17 protein-coding genes are annotated in these 17,609 nt (G+C 43.1%); 11 read left to right on the top strand and 6 right to left on the bottom strand.

The window, feature by feature from the left end; all coding sequences use genetic code 11:
• Positions 1–149: 149 nt before the first annotated feature.
• Positions 150–494, bottom strand: coding sequence for a Dethiobiotin synthetase (locus H6G03_RS02305; protein ID WP_190461657.1), 345 nt, complete (start codon positions 492–494; stop codon positions 150–152).
• A 152-nt stretch (positions 495–646) separates the two neighbouring features.
• Between H6G03_RS02305 and H6G03_RS02300 the strand changes: the two genes are divergently transcribed.
• A complete protein-coding gene (locus tag H6G03_RS02300; RefSeq protein ID WP_190461655.1) occupies positions 647–1,306 on the top strand; it encodes a COP23 domain-containing protein in 660 nt (219 codons plus the stop codon).
• 113 nt (positions 1,307–1,419) lie between these two features.
• Positions 1,420–2,250: a S1 family peptidase gene (locus tag H6G03_RS02295; protein ID WP_322111834.1), complete on the top strand. Its 831-nt coding sequence runs from the start codon at positions 1,420–1,422 to the stop codon at positions 2,248–2,250.
• A gap of 89 nt (positions 2,251–2,339) precedes the next feature.
• On the opposite strand, the gene H6G03_RS02290 is transcribed toward H6G03_RS02295, so the two are convergent.
• Together H6G03_RS02290 and H6G03_RS02285 are read right to left on the bottom strand one after the other, a co-directional pair.
• Positions 2,340–2,690 (bottom strand): DUF5615 family PIN-like protein, encoded by a 351-nt coding sequence (locus H6G03_RS02290; protein ID WP_190461653.1) that lies wholly within the window; start codon positions 2,688–2,690, stop codon positions 2,340–2,342.
• Between the two features lie 6 nt (positions 2,691–2,696).
• Entirely contained in the window at positions 2,697–3,023 is a 327-nt protein-coding gene (locus H6G03_RS02285; RefSeq protein WP_190461651.1) for a DUF433 domain-containing protein, read from the bottom strand.
• A 169-nt stretch (positions 3,024–3,192) separates the two neighbouring features.
• Between H6G03_RS02285 and H6G03_RS02280 the strand changes: the two genes are divergently transcribed.
• Together H6G03_RS02280 and H6G03_RS02275 are read left to right on the top strand one after the other, a co-directional pair.
• Positions 3,193–3,660, top strand: a complete 468-nt coding sequence (locus H6G03_RS02280; RefSeq protein ID WP_190461649.1) for a MerR family transcriptional regulator — start codon at positions 3,193–3,195, stop codon at positions 3,658–3,660.
• Between the two features lie 3 nt (positions 3,661–3,663).
• Entirely contained in the window at positions 3,664–4,227 is a 564-nt protein-coding gene (locus H6G03_RS02275; protein ID WP_190461648.1) for a PIN domain-containing protein, read from the top strand.
• A gap of 65 nt (positions 4,228–4,292) precedes the next feature.
• Here the strand turns inward: H6G03_RS02275 and H6G03_RS02270 are convergent, their stop codons facing one another.
• The 3 genes from H6G03_RS02270 to bchH form a co-directional block, all read right to left on the bottom strand.
• On the bottom strand, positions 4,293–4,466 hold the full coding sequence (locus H6G03_RS02270; RefSeq protein WP_190461645.1) for a type II toxin-antitoxin system HicB family antitoxin: 174 nt from the start codon (positions 4,464–4,466) through the stop codon (positions 4,293–4,295).
• A gap of 294 nt (positions 4,467–4,760) precedes the next feature.
• The gene (locus H6G03_RS02265) at positions 4,761–5,318 is read right to left on the bottom strand and encodes a hypothetical protein (RefSeq protein ID WP_190461643.1); all 558 of its coding nucleotides are present in this window, start codon (positions 5,316–5,318) and stop codon (positions 4,761–4,763) included.
• Positions 5,319–5,335: 17 nt separating this feature from the next.
• Entirely contained in the window at positions 5,336–9,115 is a 3,780-nt protein-coding gene (bchH, locus tag H6G03_RS02260; protein ID WP_190461641.1) for a magnesium chelatase subunit H, read from the bottom strand.
• Between the two features lie 118 nt (positions 9,116–9,233).
• Between bchH and H6G03_RS02255 the strand changes: the two genes are divergently transcribed.
• From H6G03_RS02255 to H6G03_RS02225, 7 genes are all read left to right on the top strand, one after another.
• Positions 9,234–11,798: a CHAT domain-containing protein gene (locus tag H6G03_RS02255; RefSeq protein WP_190461639.1), complete on the top strand. Its 2,565-nt coding sequence runs from the start codon at positions 9,234–9,236 to the stop codon at positions 11,796–11,798.
• Positions 11,799–11,906: 108 nt separating this feature from the next.
• Entirely contained in the window at positions 11,907–12,857 is a 951-nt protein-coding gene (locus tag H6G03_RS02250; RefSeq protein ID WP_190461637.1) for a hypothetical protein, read from the top strand.
• 269 nt (positions 12,858–13,126) lie between these two features.
• The gene (locus H6G03_RS02245) at positions 13,127–14,602 is read left to right on the top strand and encodes a phytoene desaturase family protein (protein ID WP_190461635.1); all 1,476 of its coding nucleotides are present in this window, start codon (positions 13,127–13,129) and stop codon (positions 14,600–14,602) included.
• A gap of 79 nt (positions 14,603–14,681) precedes the next feature.
• On the top strand, positions 14,682–15,254 hold the full coding sequence (locus H6G03_RS02240; protein WP_190461632.1) for a thioredoxin family protein: 573 nt from the start codon (positions 14,682–14,684) through the stop codon (positions 15,252–15,254).
• A 267-nt stretch (positions 15,255–15,521) separates the two neighbouring features.
• On the top strand, positions 15,522–16,340 hold the full coding sequence (locus H6G03_RS02235) for an SH3 domain-containing protein (protein ID WP_190461630.1): 819 nt from the start codon (positions 15,522–15,524) through the stop codon (positions 16,338–16,340).
• A 58-nt stretch (positions 16,341–16,398) separates the two neighbouring features.
• Entirely contained in the window at positions 16,399–16,959 is a 561-nt protein-coding gene (locus H6G03_RS02230; protein ID WP_190461628.1) for a Uma2 family endonuclease, read from the top strand.
• Positions 16,960–17,002: 43 nt separating this feature from the next.
• Positions 17,003–17,590 carry a Uma2 family endonuclease gene (locus H6G03_RS02225; RefSeq protein WP_190461627.1) on the top strand — a complete coding sequence of 196 codons (588 nt, stop codon included), beginning with the start codon at positions 17,003–17,005 and terminating at the stop codon, positions 17,588–17,590.
• Positions 17,591–17,609 lie beyond the last annotated feature (19 nt).

Genomic DNA, 17,609 nt, shown 5'->3' with positions numbered 1-17,609 from the left:
GATGAAGAAGTTAGGGGTTAGGGGTTAGGGGTTAGGGGTTAGGGGTTAGGGGAAGAGGGAAGAGGGAGAGGGAGAGGGAGAGGGAGAGGGAGAAATTTTGACTTTTGACTTTTGACTTTTGACTTTTGACTCCCCCACTCCCCCATTAACTACTGCCAAGTGCCGGCGAAAATACTCCTAACTGCGATCGCGATCCGGTTCAAATCTTCATTCAACATCGGTGGCCATTCAACCCCAGATCTAAGTCCGGCGTCGTATAGCTGGCGACTCTCAAAGCACAGCTGGTGTATTGCATAGACGAGCTCGCGATCGAGGTGGGTTTCCTCCTTGAGGGCGTCGAAGGCAATTTTCAGCGCTAATAATATAGATGTCAGCTGACCGGGTACTGGAGATTTGCCCGATCGCAGACGTACAAGCAAGTCATCGGGATTCCGCTGAGTTAGCAAAGCTGTTCCCTGAGCAATTAAAAAATTACGAGCTGTTTTGTCATCCATACAGCGATATTTGCAACTAAAGAACCGATATCGTCAACAAATACATTGAGGAACAATATCCAGAATAACCCTGTCAGATCACTCAACTGGATGAGGTACGAAGCCTTAGCAAGATCGTACCTTAAAAGTAAGCATAATCGGAAGAGTTTGTTATGAAATCCCAGAAATTCCTGGCTCAATTTTTAGTATCGACAATCGCTGTTTCTGGCGCTGTTTCTGGTGTCGTAGCGAGTACACCCCAAGCGCAAGCTCAAGAAGCGGAAGAATTAAGCACAATATTTCGTTGCGTTCGCGAAAATCGAAACTTTGCCACTATCGCGGAAAGAGGCGATCGCACCACATCACCGATCGTAGTTTGGCGAACTACCGAATTTGGGCCTGATTATACTCCTCAGCAACGCTGCCGCATTGTTTCCGATCGATTGAGCAGAGCAGTTGCCGACAATGGAGGTCGTCTGAGCAATCTATACCTGACTACTGGAACGCTGAATAATCTACCGGTTGTTTGTTACATTAACGGTGGCTCGTCTAATTGTAATTCCGACAATTTGCTGTTCACCCTCGATCGTCGGAGCGCCCAAAATCCAGATGAAGTTCTAGCTAATTTGCTGGAGTTTGGTACAACTGGTTCTGGTCGTCCAGTTTACTCGCTTAGACCTAACAATAGTTCGACGGTACAGCGAAGAACTTTCAGTTTGGAAAGAGTTGTTAACGAAGCATTTCGCTCTCGAAACAGCGGTGGCTCTACTACTCGCCCCCGAACAGGAAATAATTCTGGAACTAATTCTGGGGGTAGGAATAACGGTATTTAACTGAAATTGAGTGGATTGTCGATTTCCACTAGCCAACCTGGGGAGTATTTAACCTCCCTGGGTTGGCTAGTTAATAGATATCTAGAGAAATCTGTTCAGGGGAAGAATTGATTGTGGATCTATCGTTAATTGCTTTGGGGACTTGTTTGACAGCGATCGCTTCATTAAATGGGCTAGTCATGGTATCAGCGGTGGCAGCTTTACCTAATGTTAATAACAGTTTGGATCGGGCAAACAAATTATCTTTAGAAGTTGCTCAAAGCCGCTCGCGCAATAACATTTCCGTAGCAGAAATAGCAAGAGAAGTAACGGTGCGGATTTTAGAGAATGACGGTGGCGGTTCTGGTGTAATCATCGATCGACAGGGGCAAACCTACACAGTTTTGACTTGCGCTCATGTGGTGGAAAGAGGCGATCGCTATACAATTCTAACCTCAGATGGGCGCAGCTATTCTGGTCGGTTGCAGCGCTCTACCCGATTTGGAGATAACGATCTAGCCATAGTACAATTTACTAGCGATCGATCTTATCAAGTTGCGATGATGGGAAATTCCAATTCCCTAGCAATTGGCGATGAGGTATACGCTTCTGGATTTCCGAATTGGCGCTTTCTGAACCGAGATGCGATCGAAAATACCCGCGATTGGGGTTTGAGAGCGTTTCGTTTGACGAAGGGATATGTGGAGATGGTTGCAGAGCGATCGCTCCCCAGAGGCTACCAACTAGGTTACACTAACGAAATAGAAGATGGTATGAGTGGCGGGCCTGTATTGAATAATAAAGGTGAGTTGGTGGGAATTAACGGGCGATTGAAATTTCCCCCACAAGGCATTCAAGCTTACAGATTTGCTGATGGAAGCGCACCATCTCAAGCACTGTTCAAGCAAATGGAAGCATTAAGCTGGGCTATTCCGATCGCCACTTTTCAGCAAAGGTTTAGATAAGATGAAGAGGTAATTGGTGATGGGCGATCGACTAAAAATTTAACTGCCTGCTCATCACCAATAAATTTACCCCTAGCTATGGGAATATTTCACAAAGGTAAATAACGCACTTGCCCCTCCCATTCGCCATCAAGGCTGTACTCTGCCAATAACAAAATATCTTCAATAGCGCGAATGATGGGAACATCAAAGCCTACTTGAAACACTCCCGGTACAGATAATCCTGCCTCAAGTCGTTGATAAACATATTGTGTAATTTTAGCTACGTCATGGGTAAGCAAAACTCTCCCATCTTTCGCCGCAAATTCTAACACAATAGAGTCATCTGTCCCAAAAACACCAACATCTTGATAACAAACAATATCTAATTCTGGCTGCCGACGCTGTAAGCCTCTTATGATATTGTTATTGAAGTTTTGATCGGCCAAAAATCGCAACATAATTAGTTATTGTGTCTGGCGTGCTAGTAAGCGATCGCGCACCCCTTGAGGCTCAGATTTAGCCTCATTTAATTTACGAATTTCCGTAGCCTCTTGTTGCCGTTCCTGCAAATATAATTCCACATAAGGACGATGGCGCAAAAAGAAACAGATCGTAGCATACACATCAGCTAGTTGCAAAGATGGGTACTGAAACACAATCTCCTCCGCAGTCGCCCCTTGATTGAAAGCAGCAACAATTGTATCTAGTGTAACCCGCGTTCCCACCATTCGCACCACCCCATCAGGGTGGACTTCCAAGGGTACGGGTTCGGCTGGAAATAAAATCGTCATAGGCTTTACCTCCATAGTTTTGTTGTAGGTATGGTTTTATATTTTACAGTATACTGTTGACAAAGGGATTTTTGGGTTTGTCCGATTGAATCATGACAAATTTTAAGTTTGTATATGATGCGAATGCTAAAATAGTAATTATTCTCAGTAAAACAAGCATAAAATCAATATGAAACTTCCCAGATATCGACTCGGCGATCCGATTTTCCCAAGCGAATCAGACGCAAATCAGGCGGAAGCTAGTAGCCACGTTTTGGCATCATACTTAGAAAATCAAGAATCTTCCTGCACTATTAAACTGATGGAAGATGAAACAGGTAAAACAGTGGAAATACCCGCGCTTGCCATGCAGCTACTGCTGGAGATTTTGGTGCATACAGCGGAAGGAAAGCCAGTAAAGATTACGCCGTACACAAAAGAGCTAGAAATATATCAAGCAGCCGCTCTCCTAAATGTATCAGATAAGTATATATGGGATTTACAGGATGCTGGCAAAATTCCATACAAGATAGTGGGGAATAGTCGCAAGATGCGCTATCAAGATGTAATTGAGTATAAAAAGCGAATGCGTGCAGAACAAATGAAAGGTATGGATGAGTTAGTTGCCCAATCGCAAGCGCTGGGTTTGTACGATTGAATTATGACAAATTTTACGGTTCTCTATGATGCAAATGTCCTATATTCAGCACCGCTACGCGATCTTTTAGTAGAGCTTGCACTCACCGACTTATTTGGGGTGCGTTGGACAGAGGAGATTCACTCGGAATGGGTGCGAAATGTACTTCAAAACCGTTCGGAACTGACAATAGAACAGCTGACCAGAACCAAAAATTTAATGAATGCAAATGTAAAAGATTGTCTGGTAACTGGTTATGAGGAATTAATTCCTTATTTGCAACTACCAGATCTAGACGATCGCCATGTTCTAGCGGCAGCAATTCGATCGCAAGCAAAATACATCATCACTTTCAATCTCAGAGACTTTCCCAATGAGGCTATTGCACCATACAACATTCAGGCAAAGCATCCTGATGATTTTATCCTAGATTTGCTGAGCCTTAATTATAAAGCAGTTTGCCAAGCAGCAGAAAGGCAAAGAAACAGGCTCAAAAATCCACCAAAAACGCCTGATGAATATTTGGCAACGCTTGTAAATCAGGGACTTGTGCAGTCAGTTGCTAGGATGCGCGAGTTGTGTTGGTAGGAGGTAGCGATCGCTCGTTTATCCCAGTCATTAACCTGCTCTCGGATTACAGATTTACCATAAATTTATTGTTCGGCAAATTCGCGATTAGATATTAAGATTAATTCTATTGCTTCCCGCAAACTTTCTCTGGCTTCTTCCAGGGTTTTTTCCTGTACATTGGCACCGGGTAATTCTTCAACGTAACCAATATACCAGTCGCCTACTTTTTCAAATACCGCAGTAAATGTGTTTTCCATTGTTAGATGTTTTGTAAGCGGATAGGTTGGTTTTGTGATTTGGTGGATGAGGGCGATCGCATTACTTCAAAATATGTGAATGAACAGGCGATCGCACAAATCGTCCTTGGATGTGAGGCTTGCTGTAAACTGGTAGAGAATTTCAGGTAACAGAAAAGATGTTTTAGCGTTAACTTGTTGGGAGTTGGATATGGATAATTTTTACGATGTATTACAAAAAATGAAAAAAAGACCTGCCATGTATCTGGGCAGGCATTATATTTTCAGTCTTCAGGCATTTTTGGATGGATAAGATTATTTTTGGTTGACAGGTGTCTTTGAATTTGTTTTAGGTGGCGCTGATGGTGAGGTTTGGTTATCTAGTATTGGTGCGCTTGGTGTTTTTGTAGGTGGATTCAAAACGTTACCAATATACCCAGCTACTAAACTAGAAATCACGCCAGAAACAAAGCCTACAATAAGACCGTCAATCCATCCCCGAATACGCCCCTTTGAATTAGCGCGACTAAGAAGACGGGCAAATGATTCTTCGGAAACTTGTAAAATGTTTTCGACATTATTCTTATCTTCTTCTAATTTTTTAATTGCAGCACGTAATTTTTCCACCTCTCCTTTTCTTTGTTGCGCCTCACTTTGTAAACTATCAACTGCTGATATTGCCTCCTTCAAGTCTTGTTTAATTTGTTCTAAACGAGCAAGACGAGAGTCTATATTTTCTGGCTTTTGGGAATCAAGTAAAACTTCGTAAATAATATACCCAGGAAAAAACAAACTACGAAACATTTCCTTTGTAGTTATATGTATTACTTTCCCCAAAGCATTTTTAACTTTTGTTACTTTTTCTGTAGACATTTTAATTTACCTCCTAATCAAACAGTTACACCCTCAATCTCTTCATCCGTCAAATCATACAAATCGCGCAGCTTCTGCAACTTATCATCACTCGGTTGCCAGAAACCGCGCCCATTTGCTTCTAACATTCTACCAACAATATTGCGGAAAGCTTCGGGATTTGCATCGCGCAATTTCTTCGCCATTTCCTCATCTAAAGCATAAGTATCGGCAGCTTGGTCGTAAACCCAATTATCGGTAAAATCGGCAGTACCACCCCAACCAATTAACGCGGTCATTCGTTGGGAAATTTCATAAGCGCCGCCGCTACCTTGATTCGCCATTGCATCAGCCCATTTCGGATTTAGCAATTTGGTGCGATATTCCATTCGCAGCAAATCTTCTAAGTTGCGAGGCGTGGTATCTTTGGAGAAACTTTCTACAAAACTGGCATTAACCTTTTTACCGCGTTGTTTCTCTGCTGCCTTTTTCAATCCTCCTGTATTGGCGTAATATTCCTGAATGTCGGTTAAACCATACTCAACCGAATCGATTTGTTGGACAACTGTTTCAGTAGTTTGCAACAATTGATTCAGGATTTCTTTTCGCGCTTCACCCTTATCTTTTCTGCCGTAACTGAACGCATTTCGCCCTTGCCAAGTATTCGCTAACTCATCGCCTGTTTCCCAGTTAGACGCGACAACTTGGTCATTCACCAGCGAACCAAAATCGCCAGCAGGATTAGAAAATAAGCGTGCAGTTGCATTTTCTACACCTTGTTTTTTCAGTGCTAAAGCGTGTTTGCGGATAAAGTTTCGGTCTTCGGGTTCGTCGGCGTCAGCTGCACGTTGGAATAAATCATCTAACAATTCGATAATGTTGACAAAGCTATCGCGGAAAATGCCGGAAAGATTTGCCAAAACATCAATGCGCGGATGCCCGATTTCTGCTAGTGATTTTAATTCGTAGCGGACTATTCGCCCTGTGCCTTCTTTTACAGGTTCCGCACCTACTAATTCTAAGAGAATACCGAGAGATTCACCTTTAGTTTTGATGGCATCCAAACCCCACAACATCACAGCAACTGTTTCGGGATATTGGCTCTTTTCTTTCAGGTGTTGCGCGATAATTTTATTGGCAATTTCTCGACCTCTTTCGTAAGCTGCTGGTGATGGCATCCGATAGGGGTCTAAAGCATGAATATTGCGACCTGTAGGTAAAACACCTGCACCATCTCGCAATAAATCGCCGCCAGGTGCAGGGGGAATATATTCGCCATTCAATCCGCGCAATAGGTTGGTTAATTCGTCGGTAGTTTGCATCAATAAATCGCGAATTTGGGCAGCAGCTTGGTTCGGAGTGTCTAGAAACCCGGTTTCTCCAAGAAACCGGGTTTCTGGGTTTTCGCCAAAATAGGCATTCAAATAAGATGCCATTTCCTCTTCGTTTGGTGGTTCTCCCAAAACGTGCAAACCTGATGAAAAGAGGCGATTTTCCAGAACTTGCAGATATTCGTACAGTTTCACTAAATACGGATTAAAGACATCGGCGCTAAACATCCGCAGGTTCTCAGGAGTGAAGGGAATACCTAAGCGTTTGGCATCTTCAAACGGGCAATCTGCATCTAAACCTGTGTCTACTATCTTTTTGCAGATGGCTTCTTTGAGGACGTAATTTTTTTGTGGGTCTTCTCGATATTCTGAGATTAAATCGCGCAGGGATACCAACTCTTTGTACAACCCAGCACGACCGTAAGGCGGTACGTTGTGGGAAATCAGCACGCCGTAACCGCGACGTTTTGCTAACATGGATTCTGAGGGATTATTTGCCGCATATATATATAGATGTGGCATATCTCCTAGAAGAATATCCGACCAGGAATAGCCTGTATTTCCTAGCGGCGCTCCCGGCAACCATTCAACGGTGCCGTGCATTCCAAAGTGAACGATCGCATCTGCTTGAAATTCGTTTTGTAGCCATTTGTAGAAGGCGGCATATTGAGGGTGAGGAGTTAAATCTTTCTCGAACATTAACCGCATGGGGTCGCCGGATATTCCCAAGGGTGGTTGCACGCCGATCCAAATATTTCCTAGTTGTATGCCACCTATTTGCAATTCATCATCATAGGTTTTAATACCTGTACCAGTCAGAGATTTCCATTGTTTTTCAATGCGATTTGTTAATAGGTATCCCAACCATTTTTCGAGGGTACGGACATTGACGGTAGATACTCCTTCAGCAAGAGGGAGAGATTCATCAGCTACTTTCACCCAGCGGATTAATTCTTCACCATCTTCTGGTAAATCTCCGATTGTATAACCTTCTGCTTTTAATGCTTGGAGGAATTTGATTAAACTTTTCGGTACGTTTAACAATGCTGCTGTACCTGTAGCGCCATATCCGGGTGGAAAACCATACAAAATAATGGCGATTTTGCGTTCGGATGGTGGTGTTTGTCGCAAGGATATCCACTTTTTCAACCTACCAGTGAGACGTTTTACTCGTTCGGGAATTATATAGATATCTTCTCCTACTAAACCGCCAAGAGGAACGGGATCGATCGCACCATCTAATTCTGGCAAAGCATACAACACGACACTTTGCAACCCCCCAACGCCTTGGCGAGTCCATGAATGTATGTCTTGAATTAACAAAGGTGCAGATACAATATAAGGTACATTCTTGGCAGTGAGGATGCGTTTGGCAACCTCAACTTGTCGCCCCGCTTCCATCGAACCCGCTGGCCCACCTACTAGGGGAAAGCCGATTGTAGAGACGATCGCATCGACTTCGACTGCTTCGCTGGATAATGATGGAGTTTCAATTTTACCTTGTTTTCTTTGGGCGGTTTCGTATGCGGTTGTCATCCAATCTCGCACGGCAACGTGACCTTCAACGCCGTTAATAAAGATGGGTAAGGGAATTAATCCTGCTTGTTCAAAGTGGCGAATTAATTGGGGAATGTAAGGTTGTTTGGTAATAACGTGCTTGCGATAAAGAAGAATGCCAACAATTGGTTTTGTGGGGTGGGTACGATCTGTTGTGGGATGGGTATTTTGCCCTTCCTTTGACAATGGCAGGCGAGACGCCTGCCCCACAAGAAAAGCACGATCTCTTGTGGGGTGGGCATCTTGCCCGCCCCTAATATTTTGATACCATTCTAAATACTGACGTGGTGATTCAAAATATCCTTGATAATCGGGATGCAATAATCCCATGTTTGGGGTTTCGACTGGAGGTGGAATTTCTCCTACTTTTAAACCTAAATATTTTTCAGCTAGCGTCCAGAACATTGAGGCGACGTTATCTGTACCGCCAGCATTCCAATAACCGTAAATAATCAGCCAGTTACGCAAATCTTGTACTTTTTGCACTGGCACGTATTTTAATAATTTGGGGCCTACTTTCAAAAAGCTGATGTATCCGGCGAGTTTGTCTTCTTCTCGTCCGTTGCTGAATTTATCGAGAATGAATTTAACTGGTTTGGGCATTCCTTTGGGTTTGTCGCCAATTTTGAATGCACCAATTTGAGTCAGACTCATCAACTCTAAGGCTGACTCGAATACGAGGCGAATGGGGATGTTTTGAATTCTTTCTCGCAACCACAAAACTTGGTCGTAGTCGAATAGCAAACTGCCAAAGAAGACATCTGCGCCTTGGAGTGCGGCTGCTACGTTGTCGGGTTCGGTGCGTAGTGCAATGTCGCTAAACACGCTGATATCCAACTCCGGACAGCGTTTGACAGCCAAATCGGCGGCTTTGCGGTACAAGTCGGCGTTGAAGGATTCAAACCCAGCAATCAAGACGATGCGTTTCATGGCCCAAGCTCGAAATATTTCTTCATCTCGATCTTAAAGGGCTTTTCAGGTTAAAACAGAGAACAAGATTTCTTAATTACCGAACTCCCCTGTCCAGAAGGGGAAACCATCCACCCATATGACGAAAATGCGATCGCAAAAAATTGGCACCTGTGCTTTCTTGACTATCCTCATCACGCTTACCCCCTTAGCTACGCTCAAATTTAGTCCAAGTAAAATAATTTGGAATTCATATGTGCTGGCGCAAGATGCAAATGCTCTGCGTGCAGCTTATCAACAAGTTATTAATACGTATGAGGAACAATTAGCTAAGGCAAGAAAAGAGGGAAATCGACAGGATGAAGTACGCATTTTGAATAATGCTGGGTATGCTTTTATTTATTTTGAACAACACCAGAAAGCGATCGCACTGCTGCAAGAAGCTTGGACGATCGCACGGGAAATCAAAGACCCTACCCTGTCACAGATTGTCAGAAATTTAGCTACAGCTTACAGCAAATTGGGAGACGACAACGGAATTAAGTTTTTAGAACATCAGTTGGAAATTGCACAGCAGAAGGGCGATCGCGAAACCGAGGAAATTATTTTAGATAATTTAGCTACCGCTTACGCTTTCACTGGCAACATTCAAAAAAAAATTGAAACTTACGAGAAGCATTTAGCTATGGTGCGTCAGCTTAATAAGCGCGACAAAGAAGCATCTACGCTAATGAATTTAGCGATTCTTTATGGGGGAATTTCGGAACCACAAAAAGCTGTGGAGCTATGGCAGCAGTATTTAGCTGTTGTGCGGGAACTGGGAGATAAAAATAGCGAATACAATGGTCTTTTCAGTATAGGCATCATTTACCAATATCAATTAAATAACGACCAAAAAGCCATCGAGAGCTACGAACAAGCTTTGCAATTTGCCAAAGCAATTGCCAATCCATTCAACGAGATGATAACGCTGAGGCAGTTAGCCTTTGTGTATGGGTCGATGAATAATGCTGAGCGAGCGATCGCACTTTTGGAACAAGTGCGATCGCTCGCCCAGCAAACAAATAATCGCATTTACGAAGGTATGGTTTTGGGCGACTTGGGGCGTGTTTACTTCCTGAAGGGAGATTATACCAAAGCATTAGAATTGCAAAGGCAAACCTTGGCAATTGCTCAAGCAGATAAAATTGAAGTTTCTCAAATGTACGCTTTAGCCAACTTAGGAGAAACCCTGTTTCGCGTCGGACAGCTAGCAGAAGCAGAAAATTCTTTGTTAGAGGCGCTAACAATATCTGAAAAAGTCCGCCAAAAAATCGAAAGTTATAACCTGCCGACCAGCCAAACTCGCGATGACCAAAACCTGAATTTATATAATTGGCTAACCTATACATATCGCACTTTACAACAAGTTTTAGTTGCTCAAAATAAAATTGATACGGCACTGGAACTAGCAGAAAAAAGTCGAGCTAGGGCGTTTGTACATTTATTAGCAACTCGTTTAGCTGTAGACGCGCAATCCCAACCGAAGATTGACCCACCCAACCTGGCTCGAATTAAACAGATTGCCAAAGAGCAAAATTCAACTTTGGTGGAATATACTGTTGTTTATAATGACAACAACTCGCTCTCTCAATTGGTACTCAATCAAGAGTTTAGCTATGAAACAGCCCTGTTAATTTGGGTGATCGAACCAACAGGTGAAGTTGCGTTTCGGCGAGTGGATTTGAAAGCTGTGCGGGGACAGGATAAAAAATCTCTCGAACAAATTATCCGGGACACGCGCCAATCTTTTGGGGTAGGGGGTCGCGGTATTGCGATCGCTGCTAGGGTTGATAGTACACCCAATTATTCGGGATTGCAACAATTGTATAAAATATTAATCTCCCCAATTGCCGATTTATTACCAACCGATCCAAATCAGCGCGTTACGTTCATTGCTCAAGACGCTTTGTTTATGGTGCCTTTTGCAGCTTTGCAAGACAGCGCGGGGAAATATCTAATAGAAAAACATACAATTATTACGGCTCCTTCGATTCAAGTTTTGGATTTAACTCGCCAAGCCAAACAAAGGTTGCAAACTTCTACAAATAAGCGATCGCTTGTCGTGGGAAATCCCACAATGCCGAGCATTCGTCCCAAAGTTAACGCACCGCCGGAACAGTTACCGAGTTTACCTGGATCGGAAAAAGAAGCAAATGCGATCGCCACTCTTTTATCCACTCAAGCTATTACCGGAAACCAAGCAACCAAAAGCAATATTGTGCAACAAATGCCTAACGCTAGGATTATTCATTTGGCAACTCACGGGTTACTTGATGATATGTACGGTTTCCAAAGTTCCCTGGCTTTAGCTCCTTCTGGAAAAGACGATGGTTTATTAACTGTACGAGAAATCATCAACCTGAAATTAAATGCCGAACTCGCAATTTTAAGCGCCTGCGATACGGGAAGGGGGAGAATTAGCGGCGATGGTGTCATCGGACTTTCCCGTGCGTTCATTGGCGCAGGCGTATCCAGCGTCATCGTTTCTCTGTGGTCAGTACCCGATAGTCCCACTGCGTTTCTAATGACAGAATTTTATCAAAATTTGTCAAAAAATATTGATAAAGCCCAAGCATTGCGACAAGCGATGCTGACGACTATGAAACAAAATCCAAATCCGAGAGATTGGGCAGCGTTTACTTTGATTGGAGAAGCGAAATAAAGAAATTAAACTAACCGCTATAAGTGATTTTAACTGTAAATATTATTAAGCATGGATAGGGTCGATCGATCGCATCTTATAATTTAATATGACTATGTTTGAATTAAAATGACGCGATTTATTTACGATCGATTTGCCAAGGACTATTTCCAAGAATTGTTAACCCCTCTGGGTGACGTGAAAGTTAGCCAAGAACTCGCCAGCGAAGTGCGAGAAATTGATGTGGTGTTCACACCTTACCCATCCGAACGAAGGGGAGATGCAGGAGTGCTGGGTTTACTAGGAAGATTTGCCCATACCCCATGTATTATTGAGCCTTTCCGCAATGCCGTATCGCCCATACAAATTCGCAGTTGTATGGGTAAACTATTTGATAAGCACGCTAGTTTACTGCGTCAGCGTCAAAGGGAAAAAATTCAGATCGACGAGGCAGATTTACCAGGGTTGTGGATTATTTCTCCCACTGTTTCAGCAAACATTTTAAATGGGTTTAAAGCCGACCCCGATCCAGATAACTGGCCAAGTGGTGTATACTTTTTGGGGGAGTATCAAAAAACTGCGATCGTCGTAATTCACCAGTTACCTCGCACTCCAGAAACGCTATGGCTGAGACTTCTGGGTAAAGGAACAGTGCAAAAACAGGCTATTAACGAAATAGGCGCACTTCCACCAAATCATCCGTTACGTGCAAACACTCTTTTGTTGTTGTCTAATTTGCAGGCAACCTTACAAGCAAGCCAAAATATAGATACAGAAGATCGGGAGTTAGTTATGGAATTATCACCAATAATTTTGCAATTGCGGGACGAAGCGATCGCCAAAGGCGTTTTGCAAGGTTTGCAGCAGGGTTTGCAGCAAGGTTTGCAGCAGGGTTTGCAGCAAGGTTTGATGGAGGAACGTCGCGCTACGATCGAAAATTTGTTGCGAGTCCGATTTGGTGCTTTAGATGAGCAACTTTCGGGAATTATTGAGCGTTTGTTGGAGTTAAGACCGCAGGAGTTTACTGTGCTGTTGCTGCAATTATCTCGCGAGGAATTGCTGGCTAGATTTGGCAGCTAAATTCAAATCTACCACCAAAAGGCGGAGCTTCTCTATTCTCGTGACCTGGTTGAACCAGGTCACGAAATCCGGAGATTCTATCTCTCATGGTACAAAATAATTAGACATCTCCTCCAAAAGAATCTCAAAGGGCAGGCAAGATGCCTACCCCACAATAATTTTTGGAGAGGTCTATTGTTCTCCAAAAGAATCTCAAAGGGCAGGCAAGATGCCTACCCCACAATAATTTTTGGAGAGGTCTATTGTTCTCGCGATCGCTTTTTTCAAATATGCAAAATCTCGATGTTATTGTTATCGGTAGCGGTATCGGCGGTTTAACAACTGCTGGACTACTCGCACGTTACGGCAAAAAAGTGTTAGTCTGCGAAAGTCACGCTATTGCCGGTGGTGCAGCGCACAGTTTCTCGCGGCGGGGATTTCATTTTGATTCTGGCCCTTCATTTTATTGTGGCTTAAATCATCCCAAAAGTCTCAATCCGTTGCGTCAAGTTCTGGAAGTTTTGGGAGAATCTCTCGAAACTGTGAGTTACGATCCGATGGGACACTATCATTTTCCCGAAGGTACTTTTCCCGTTTATAGCAATGGGGAACGTTACCGAAAAGAAGTAGCAAAAATTACTCCGCAAGGTGCGATCGAACTGCAACGCTTTGAAAAACCTTTGCTGCAATTGTACGAAGCATTAAAAGGAATCCCCACTATAGCTTTACGCGCAGATTTGCAAATAATTCCTGTGTTGCTGACAAGATATCTGCCATCACTATTAAAATTATTACCTCAAATCGGAATAGTACAAGCTTCTGTCGGCGAAGTAATGGATAAAGAGGTAAAAGATCCTTGGGTGCGACGATTAATCGATTTAGAATGTTTTCTGTTATCCGGTTTGAAAGCAGAGGGAACTATTGCGCCGGAAGTAGCTTTTATGCTAGGCGAACGCAGTAATATCGGAGTAGATTATCCGGTGGGAGGAAGTGGTGCAATTGTTGATGCTTTGGTGAGGGGTTTGGAACGCTGGGGCGGAAAGTTAAGATTGAATGGTCATGTCGAACAAATCTTATTAGAATCAGGCAAAGTTGTCGGTGTTCGCTTGCAGAATGGGGAAATTATCAAAGCAGCGATCGTTATTTCCAATGCGACTATCTGGGATACTTACACCAAACTGCTGAAACCAGAAGATTTGCCAACATCGTATCGCCAAAAGTCTCTCGCTACACCTGCTGTTGATAGTTTTATGCACTTGCATTTGGGTATTCGTGCAGAAAATTTGGAAAATCTCACCGGACATCACGTAGTCGTGCATGATGCTAATTTAGATATTAGCGAACCGGGTAATACTTGCATGATTTCCATTCCGTCTGTTTGGGATGCAAATCTCGCGCCACCCGGACATCATGTGGTTCATGCTTATACTTTAGAACCTTACGAAAATTGGCAGCGAGACGATCGATATGAAGAGAAGAAAAAAGAGCGATCGCAACCTTTATTTCGCGCCTTAGAAAAAGTAATTCCCGATATTCGCGATCGCATTGTGCTGGAACTCATCGGTACACCCTTAACTCACGCCTATTACCTACGTCGATATCAAGGAACTTATGGCCCAGGAATTGCCGCCAGAAAAGGCACATTTCCAGGCCCACAAACCCCTATTCGAGGATTGTACCGCGTTGGCGACAGCACCATGCCCGGAATTGGCGTTCCCGCCGTCGCCGCCTCCGGTATTTTGTGCGCGAATTCTTTGTTGAATTAACTACCCAAAATATTAGCATAAAAAGCTCAGCTAATCTGATATCTTGATAGAAAATTACTCGAATAGAAGAGTTTCTGCAATGGCGTTAACCGCTTCCACCATGTTGGCATTGGGTACTAAAGCACCCGATTTTCATCTACCAGATGTAGTATCTGGTGAAACGATATCGCTTGCTACTTTTGCCGATCGAAAAGCTCTGCTAGTAATGTTTATCTGCCAGCATTGTCCGTTTGTCAAGCATATTAAGACAGAATTGGCGCAACTGGGAAAAGATTACCAAGCAGAAAGCATCGGGATAGTTGCGATCAGTGCTAACGATGTCGCCAATTATCCAAACGATGCACCGGATAAACTCAAGCAAATGGCTGTTGAGTTGGGATTTACGTTTCCCTTCTGCTACGATGAGAGCCAGGAAACTGCCAAGGCATACACGGCTGCTTGCACACCAGACTTTTTTTTGTTCGATCGCGATCGCAAGTTAGTTTATCGAGGTCAGTTGGATGACAGTCGCCCAAGTAACGGCATTCCGGTAACGGGGAAGGATTTGCGAAGCGCCCTAAATGCGGTATTATCGGATAAACCGATTACCCAAGACCAAAAACCCAGCATTGGCTGCAATATTAAATGGAAGCCCGGTAACGAACCATTCTAGATATTATTGCCTAATATTGCATACTACCCCCCCAAAACCCGTTTTCCCAGAGAAAGCGGGTTTATAACATTTTTGATAACTGCTGAAATACAGTAGGGTGCGTTAGCTATCAGCGTAACGCACCAAAATGTGATTTGCTGTTAACTAACATCTTGCACCATTCTCAACAAGACCTAATAAATCGGGTTTCTCAAGCAAAAGTTGCCAGAAAACCGGTTTCTAGCCCCAGTCACAATCCCTATCAATTTAACTCCCAGAGACACAGCCATGAAATCTCAACAATTTTTGATAATTATATTGATAGCCATAGGCGCAATAACCGGCTCGACTTTGGCAGCCATTTCTTACCTCAACAACAGACAAACTGCACCTACCATAAGTGAGATATTTCCTGAATCTACAGATAATTCTACACCAGATCCAATCCCCGATCTTGCAGAAACCGCACCCACGCAACAAAATTCATCGCCGCCACCAAAAGCAAGCGAGTTTTCCCAATTCCGGTTGCGTCTTTTGGATGCAGTAAAGCGACGCGATGCTAAATTTATTCGCACTATTGTCAATGCCAAAACTCAGTGGGGTTTTGGTGGTGCGATCGATCTCAATACTTATAATATTGATAACAGACAATCACCTTTTTGGCAGTACATGGAAAAGGCAATTGCTGCCGGCTGTACTATAGACCCCGACACAACAGAACCCGAACAAGAACTCGGTTCCGATATATGGTTTTGTCCAATCACCTTCGGCAAACAAATTTATAAATTTGGTTGGCAACAACAAGTAGCAATTTTAGGTCAAAATGTCAATGTTAGGTCAGAACCAGGTTCCGGTTCTCCTGTAGTAGATGAACTTTCTAGAGATATCATCCAATTTGATAAAGAAACTTTTGATAACTTGCCCCAACGCTTGCAACAAGCGATAAACTCTCCAGATGGCTGGACGCCAGTCGTATTAAAAAACGGCCAAAAAGGATGGGTGCAAAATCGATTTGTTTATTACGAACCGAGGGATTATCGAGTCAGTTTTATTCGTTCTAAAGGCCAGTGGTGGTTGCGTTATTTCTGGCGCGGAAATGCGAATTAAAAACAGGAATTTATGATATAATCGTAATTTAAAGCAACTTGTAATTGAGGAAGCTTTTATGAATTTGACCGTTAAAGACTTGGAAAGGCTGCAAACAGAACTACAAGAAGCACATTTAGACTACCAATTGGAACTGGTAGACGGGAGAATTATTGTTATGGGGCCATCTGATGTAACTTCCAGTGAAGTGGGTGCAAGATTAATTATCTTTCTGGGTGGGTGGGTAATGCCCCGCAGATTGGGGCGTGTTTATGATTCGAGCGGCGGTTTCATCTTGCCCACAGAAAATGCTGATTTACGCGCACCAGATGTATCGTTTGTGCGTGCGGAAAGGCTCAGAAACAGTCCGCGTGACTTTGCAAGAGTAGTGCCAGATTTAATGGTAGAGATTAAATCGAAAAACGATAGAGTTAACCCGCTAAAGGAAAAGATAAAAGCATTTTTAGAATTGGGCTCGCAAGTGGGAATACTAATCGACCCAGATAAGCAAAAAGTAATTATTCTTCGTCGTGGCGGAGAGGAAAACGAATTAACGAATAGCGATGTTTTAACTATTACCGAATTATTTCCTCGGTGGGAATTGCCTGTTTCCGAATTGTGGCCACCTGAATTTGAATAATTAGCAATGGGAATCAATTTTTAGTAAATATAAGGAGAACAATATGCAAACCCAAACAGAGAAACGCTACTACAGCCGCGAGGAATATTTGGCCCTAGAAGAAACTGCTGAGTACAAAAGTGAATACCACGATGGAGAAATAGTACCGATGACAGGCGGAACAACTAATCACAATGAAATTCTGGGTAATCTATTCGCACGTTTAAAATTAGCTCTTAGAGGTCGAGGATATCGTGTATTTGCTAGCGATGTACGTTTGTGGGTGTCGCGTTATCGGAGATATTTTTATCCAGATATTATGATAATTCAGGGAGAACCAGTTTATGAGGGTGGTGGAAATACTACGGTGACGAATCCATCACTAATTGTAGAAGTTTTATCGGATTCAACTAGAAATTACGATAAAGGAGATAAGTTTGATTATTATCGATCGCTCCCCGAATTCCGCGAATATATTTTAATCGATCAATACAAATTTCATATCGAACAATTAGTGAAAACCGCAGAGGGAAAATGGCTGTTAACTTATTACGAATCCGCTGATGGAGTTTTAGCGTTAGATTCCGTAGATTTCCAAATCCCATTAAGCGATATTTATGAAGGAGTTAATTTTGATATTGTAGAAGAATAATATTGTATTTAGTTGCGCT

Origin of the sequence: Aerosakkonema funiforme FACHB-1375 (assembly GCF_014696265.1) — a bacterium.
Classification (GTDB): Bacteria; Cyanobacteriota; Cyanobacteriia; order Cyanobacteriales; family Aerosakkonemataceae; genus Aerosakkonema; species Aerosakkonema funiforme_A.
This window is presented reverse-complemented; position numbering and strand designations above follow the sequence as displayed.

Coding starts and splice junctions, on each gene's coding strand:
- H6G03_RS02305 (WP_190461657.1), bottom strand. CDS start 494: ATGGATGACAAAACAGCTCGTAATTTTTTAATTGCTCAGGGAACAGCT.
- H6G03_RS02300 (WP_190461655.1), top strand. CDS start 647: ATGAAATCCCAGAAATTCCTGGCTCAATTTTTAGTATCGACAATCGCT.
- H6G03_RS02290 (WP_190461653.1), bottom strand. CDS start 2,690: ATGTTGCGATTTTTGGCCGATCAAAACTTCAATAACAATATCATAAGA.
- H6G03_RS02285 (WP_190461651.1), bottom strand. CDS start 3,023: ATGACGATTTTATTTCCAGCCGAACCCGTACCCTTGGAAGTCCACCCT.
- H6G03_RS02280 (WP_190461649.1), top strand. CDS start 3,193: ATGAAACTTCCCAGATATCGACTCGGCGATCCGATTTTCCCAAGCGAA.
- H6G03_RS02275 (WP_190461648.1), top strand. CDS start 3,664: ATGACAAATTTTACGGTTCTCTATGATGCAAATGTCCTATATTCAGCA.
- H6G03_RS02270 (WP_190461645.1), bottom strand. CDS start 4,466: ATGGAAAACACATTTACTGCGGTATTTGAAAAAGTAGGCGACTGGTAT.
- H6G03_RS02265 (WP_190461643.1), bottom strand. CDS start 5,318: ATGTCTACAGAAAAAGTAACAAAAGTTAAAAATGCTTTGGGGAAAGTA.
- bchH (WP_190461641.1), bottom strand. CDS start 9,115: ATGAAACGCATCGTCTTGATTGCTGGGTTTGAATCCTTCAACGCCGAC.
- H6G03_RS02255 (WP_190461639.1), top strand. CDS start 9,234: ATGACGAAAATGCGATCGCAAAAAATTGGCACCTGTGCTTTCTTGACT.
- H6G03_RS02250 (WP_190461637.1), top strand. CDS start 11,907: ATGACGCGATTTATTTACGATCGATTTGCCAAGGACTATTTCCAAGAA.
- H6G03_RS02245 (WP_190461635.1), top strand. CDS start 13,127: ATGCAAAATCTCGATGTTATTGTTATCGGTAGCGGTATCGGCGGTTTA.
- H6G03_RS02240 (WP_190461632.1), top strand. CDS start 14,682: ATGGCGTTAACCGCTTCCACCATGTTGGCATTGGGTACTAAAGCACCC.
- H6G03_RS02235 (WP_190461630.1), top strand. CDS start 15,522: ATGAAATCTCAACAATTTTTGATAATTATATTGATAGCCATAGGCGCA.
- H6G03_RS02230 (WP_190461628.1), top strand. CDS start 16,399: ATGAATTTGACCGTTAAAGACTTGGAAAGGCTGCAAACAGAACTACAA.
- H6G03_RS02225 (WP_190461627.1), top strand. CDS start 17,003: ATGCAAACCCAAACAGAGAAACGCTACTACAGCCGCGAGGAATATTTG.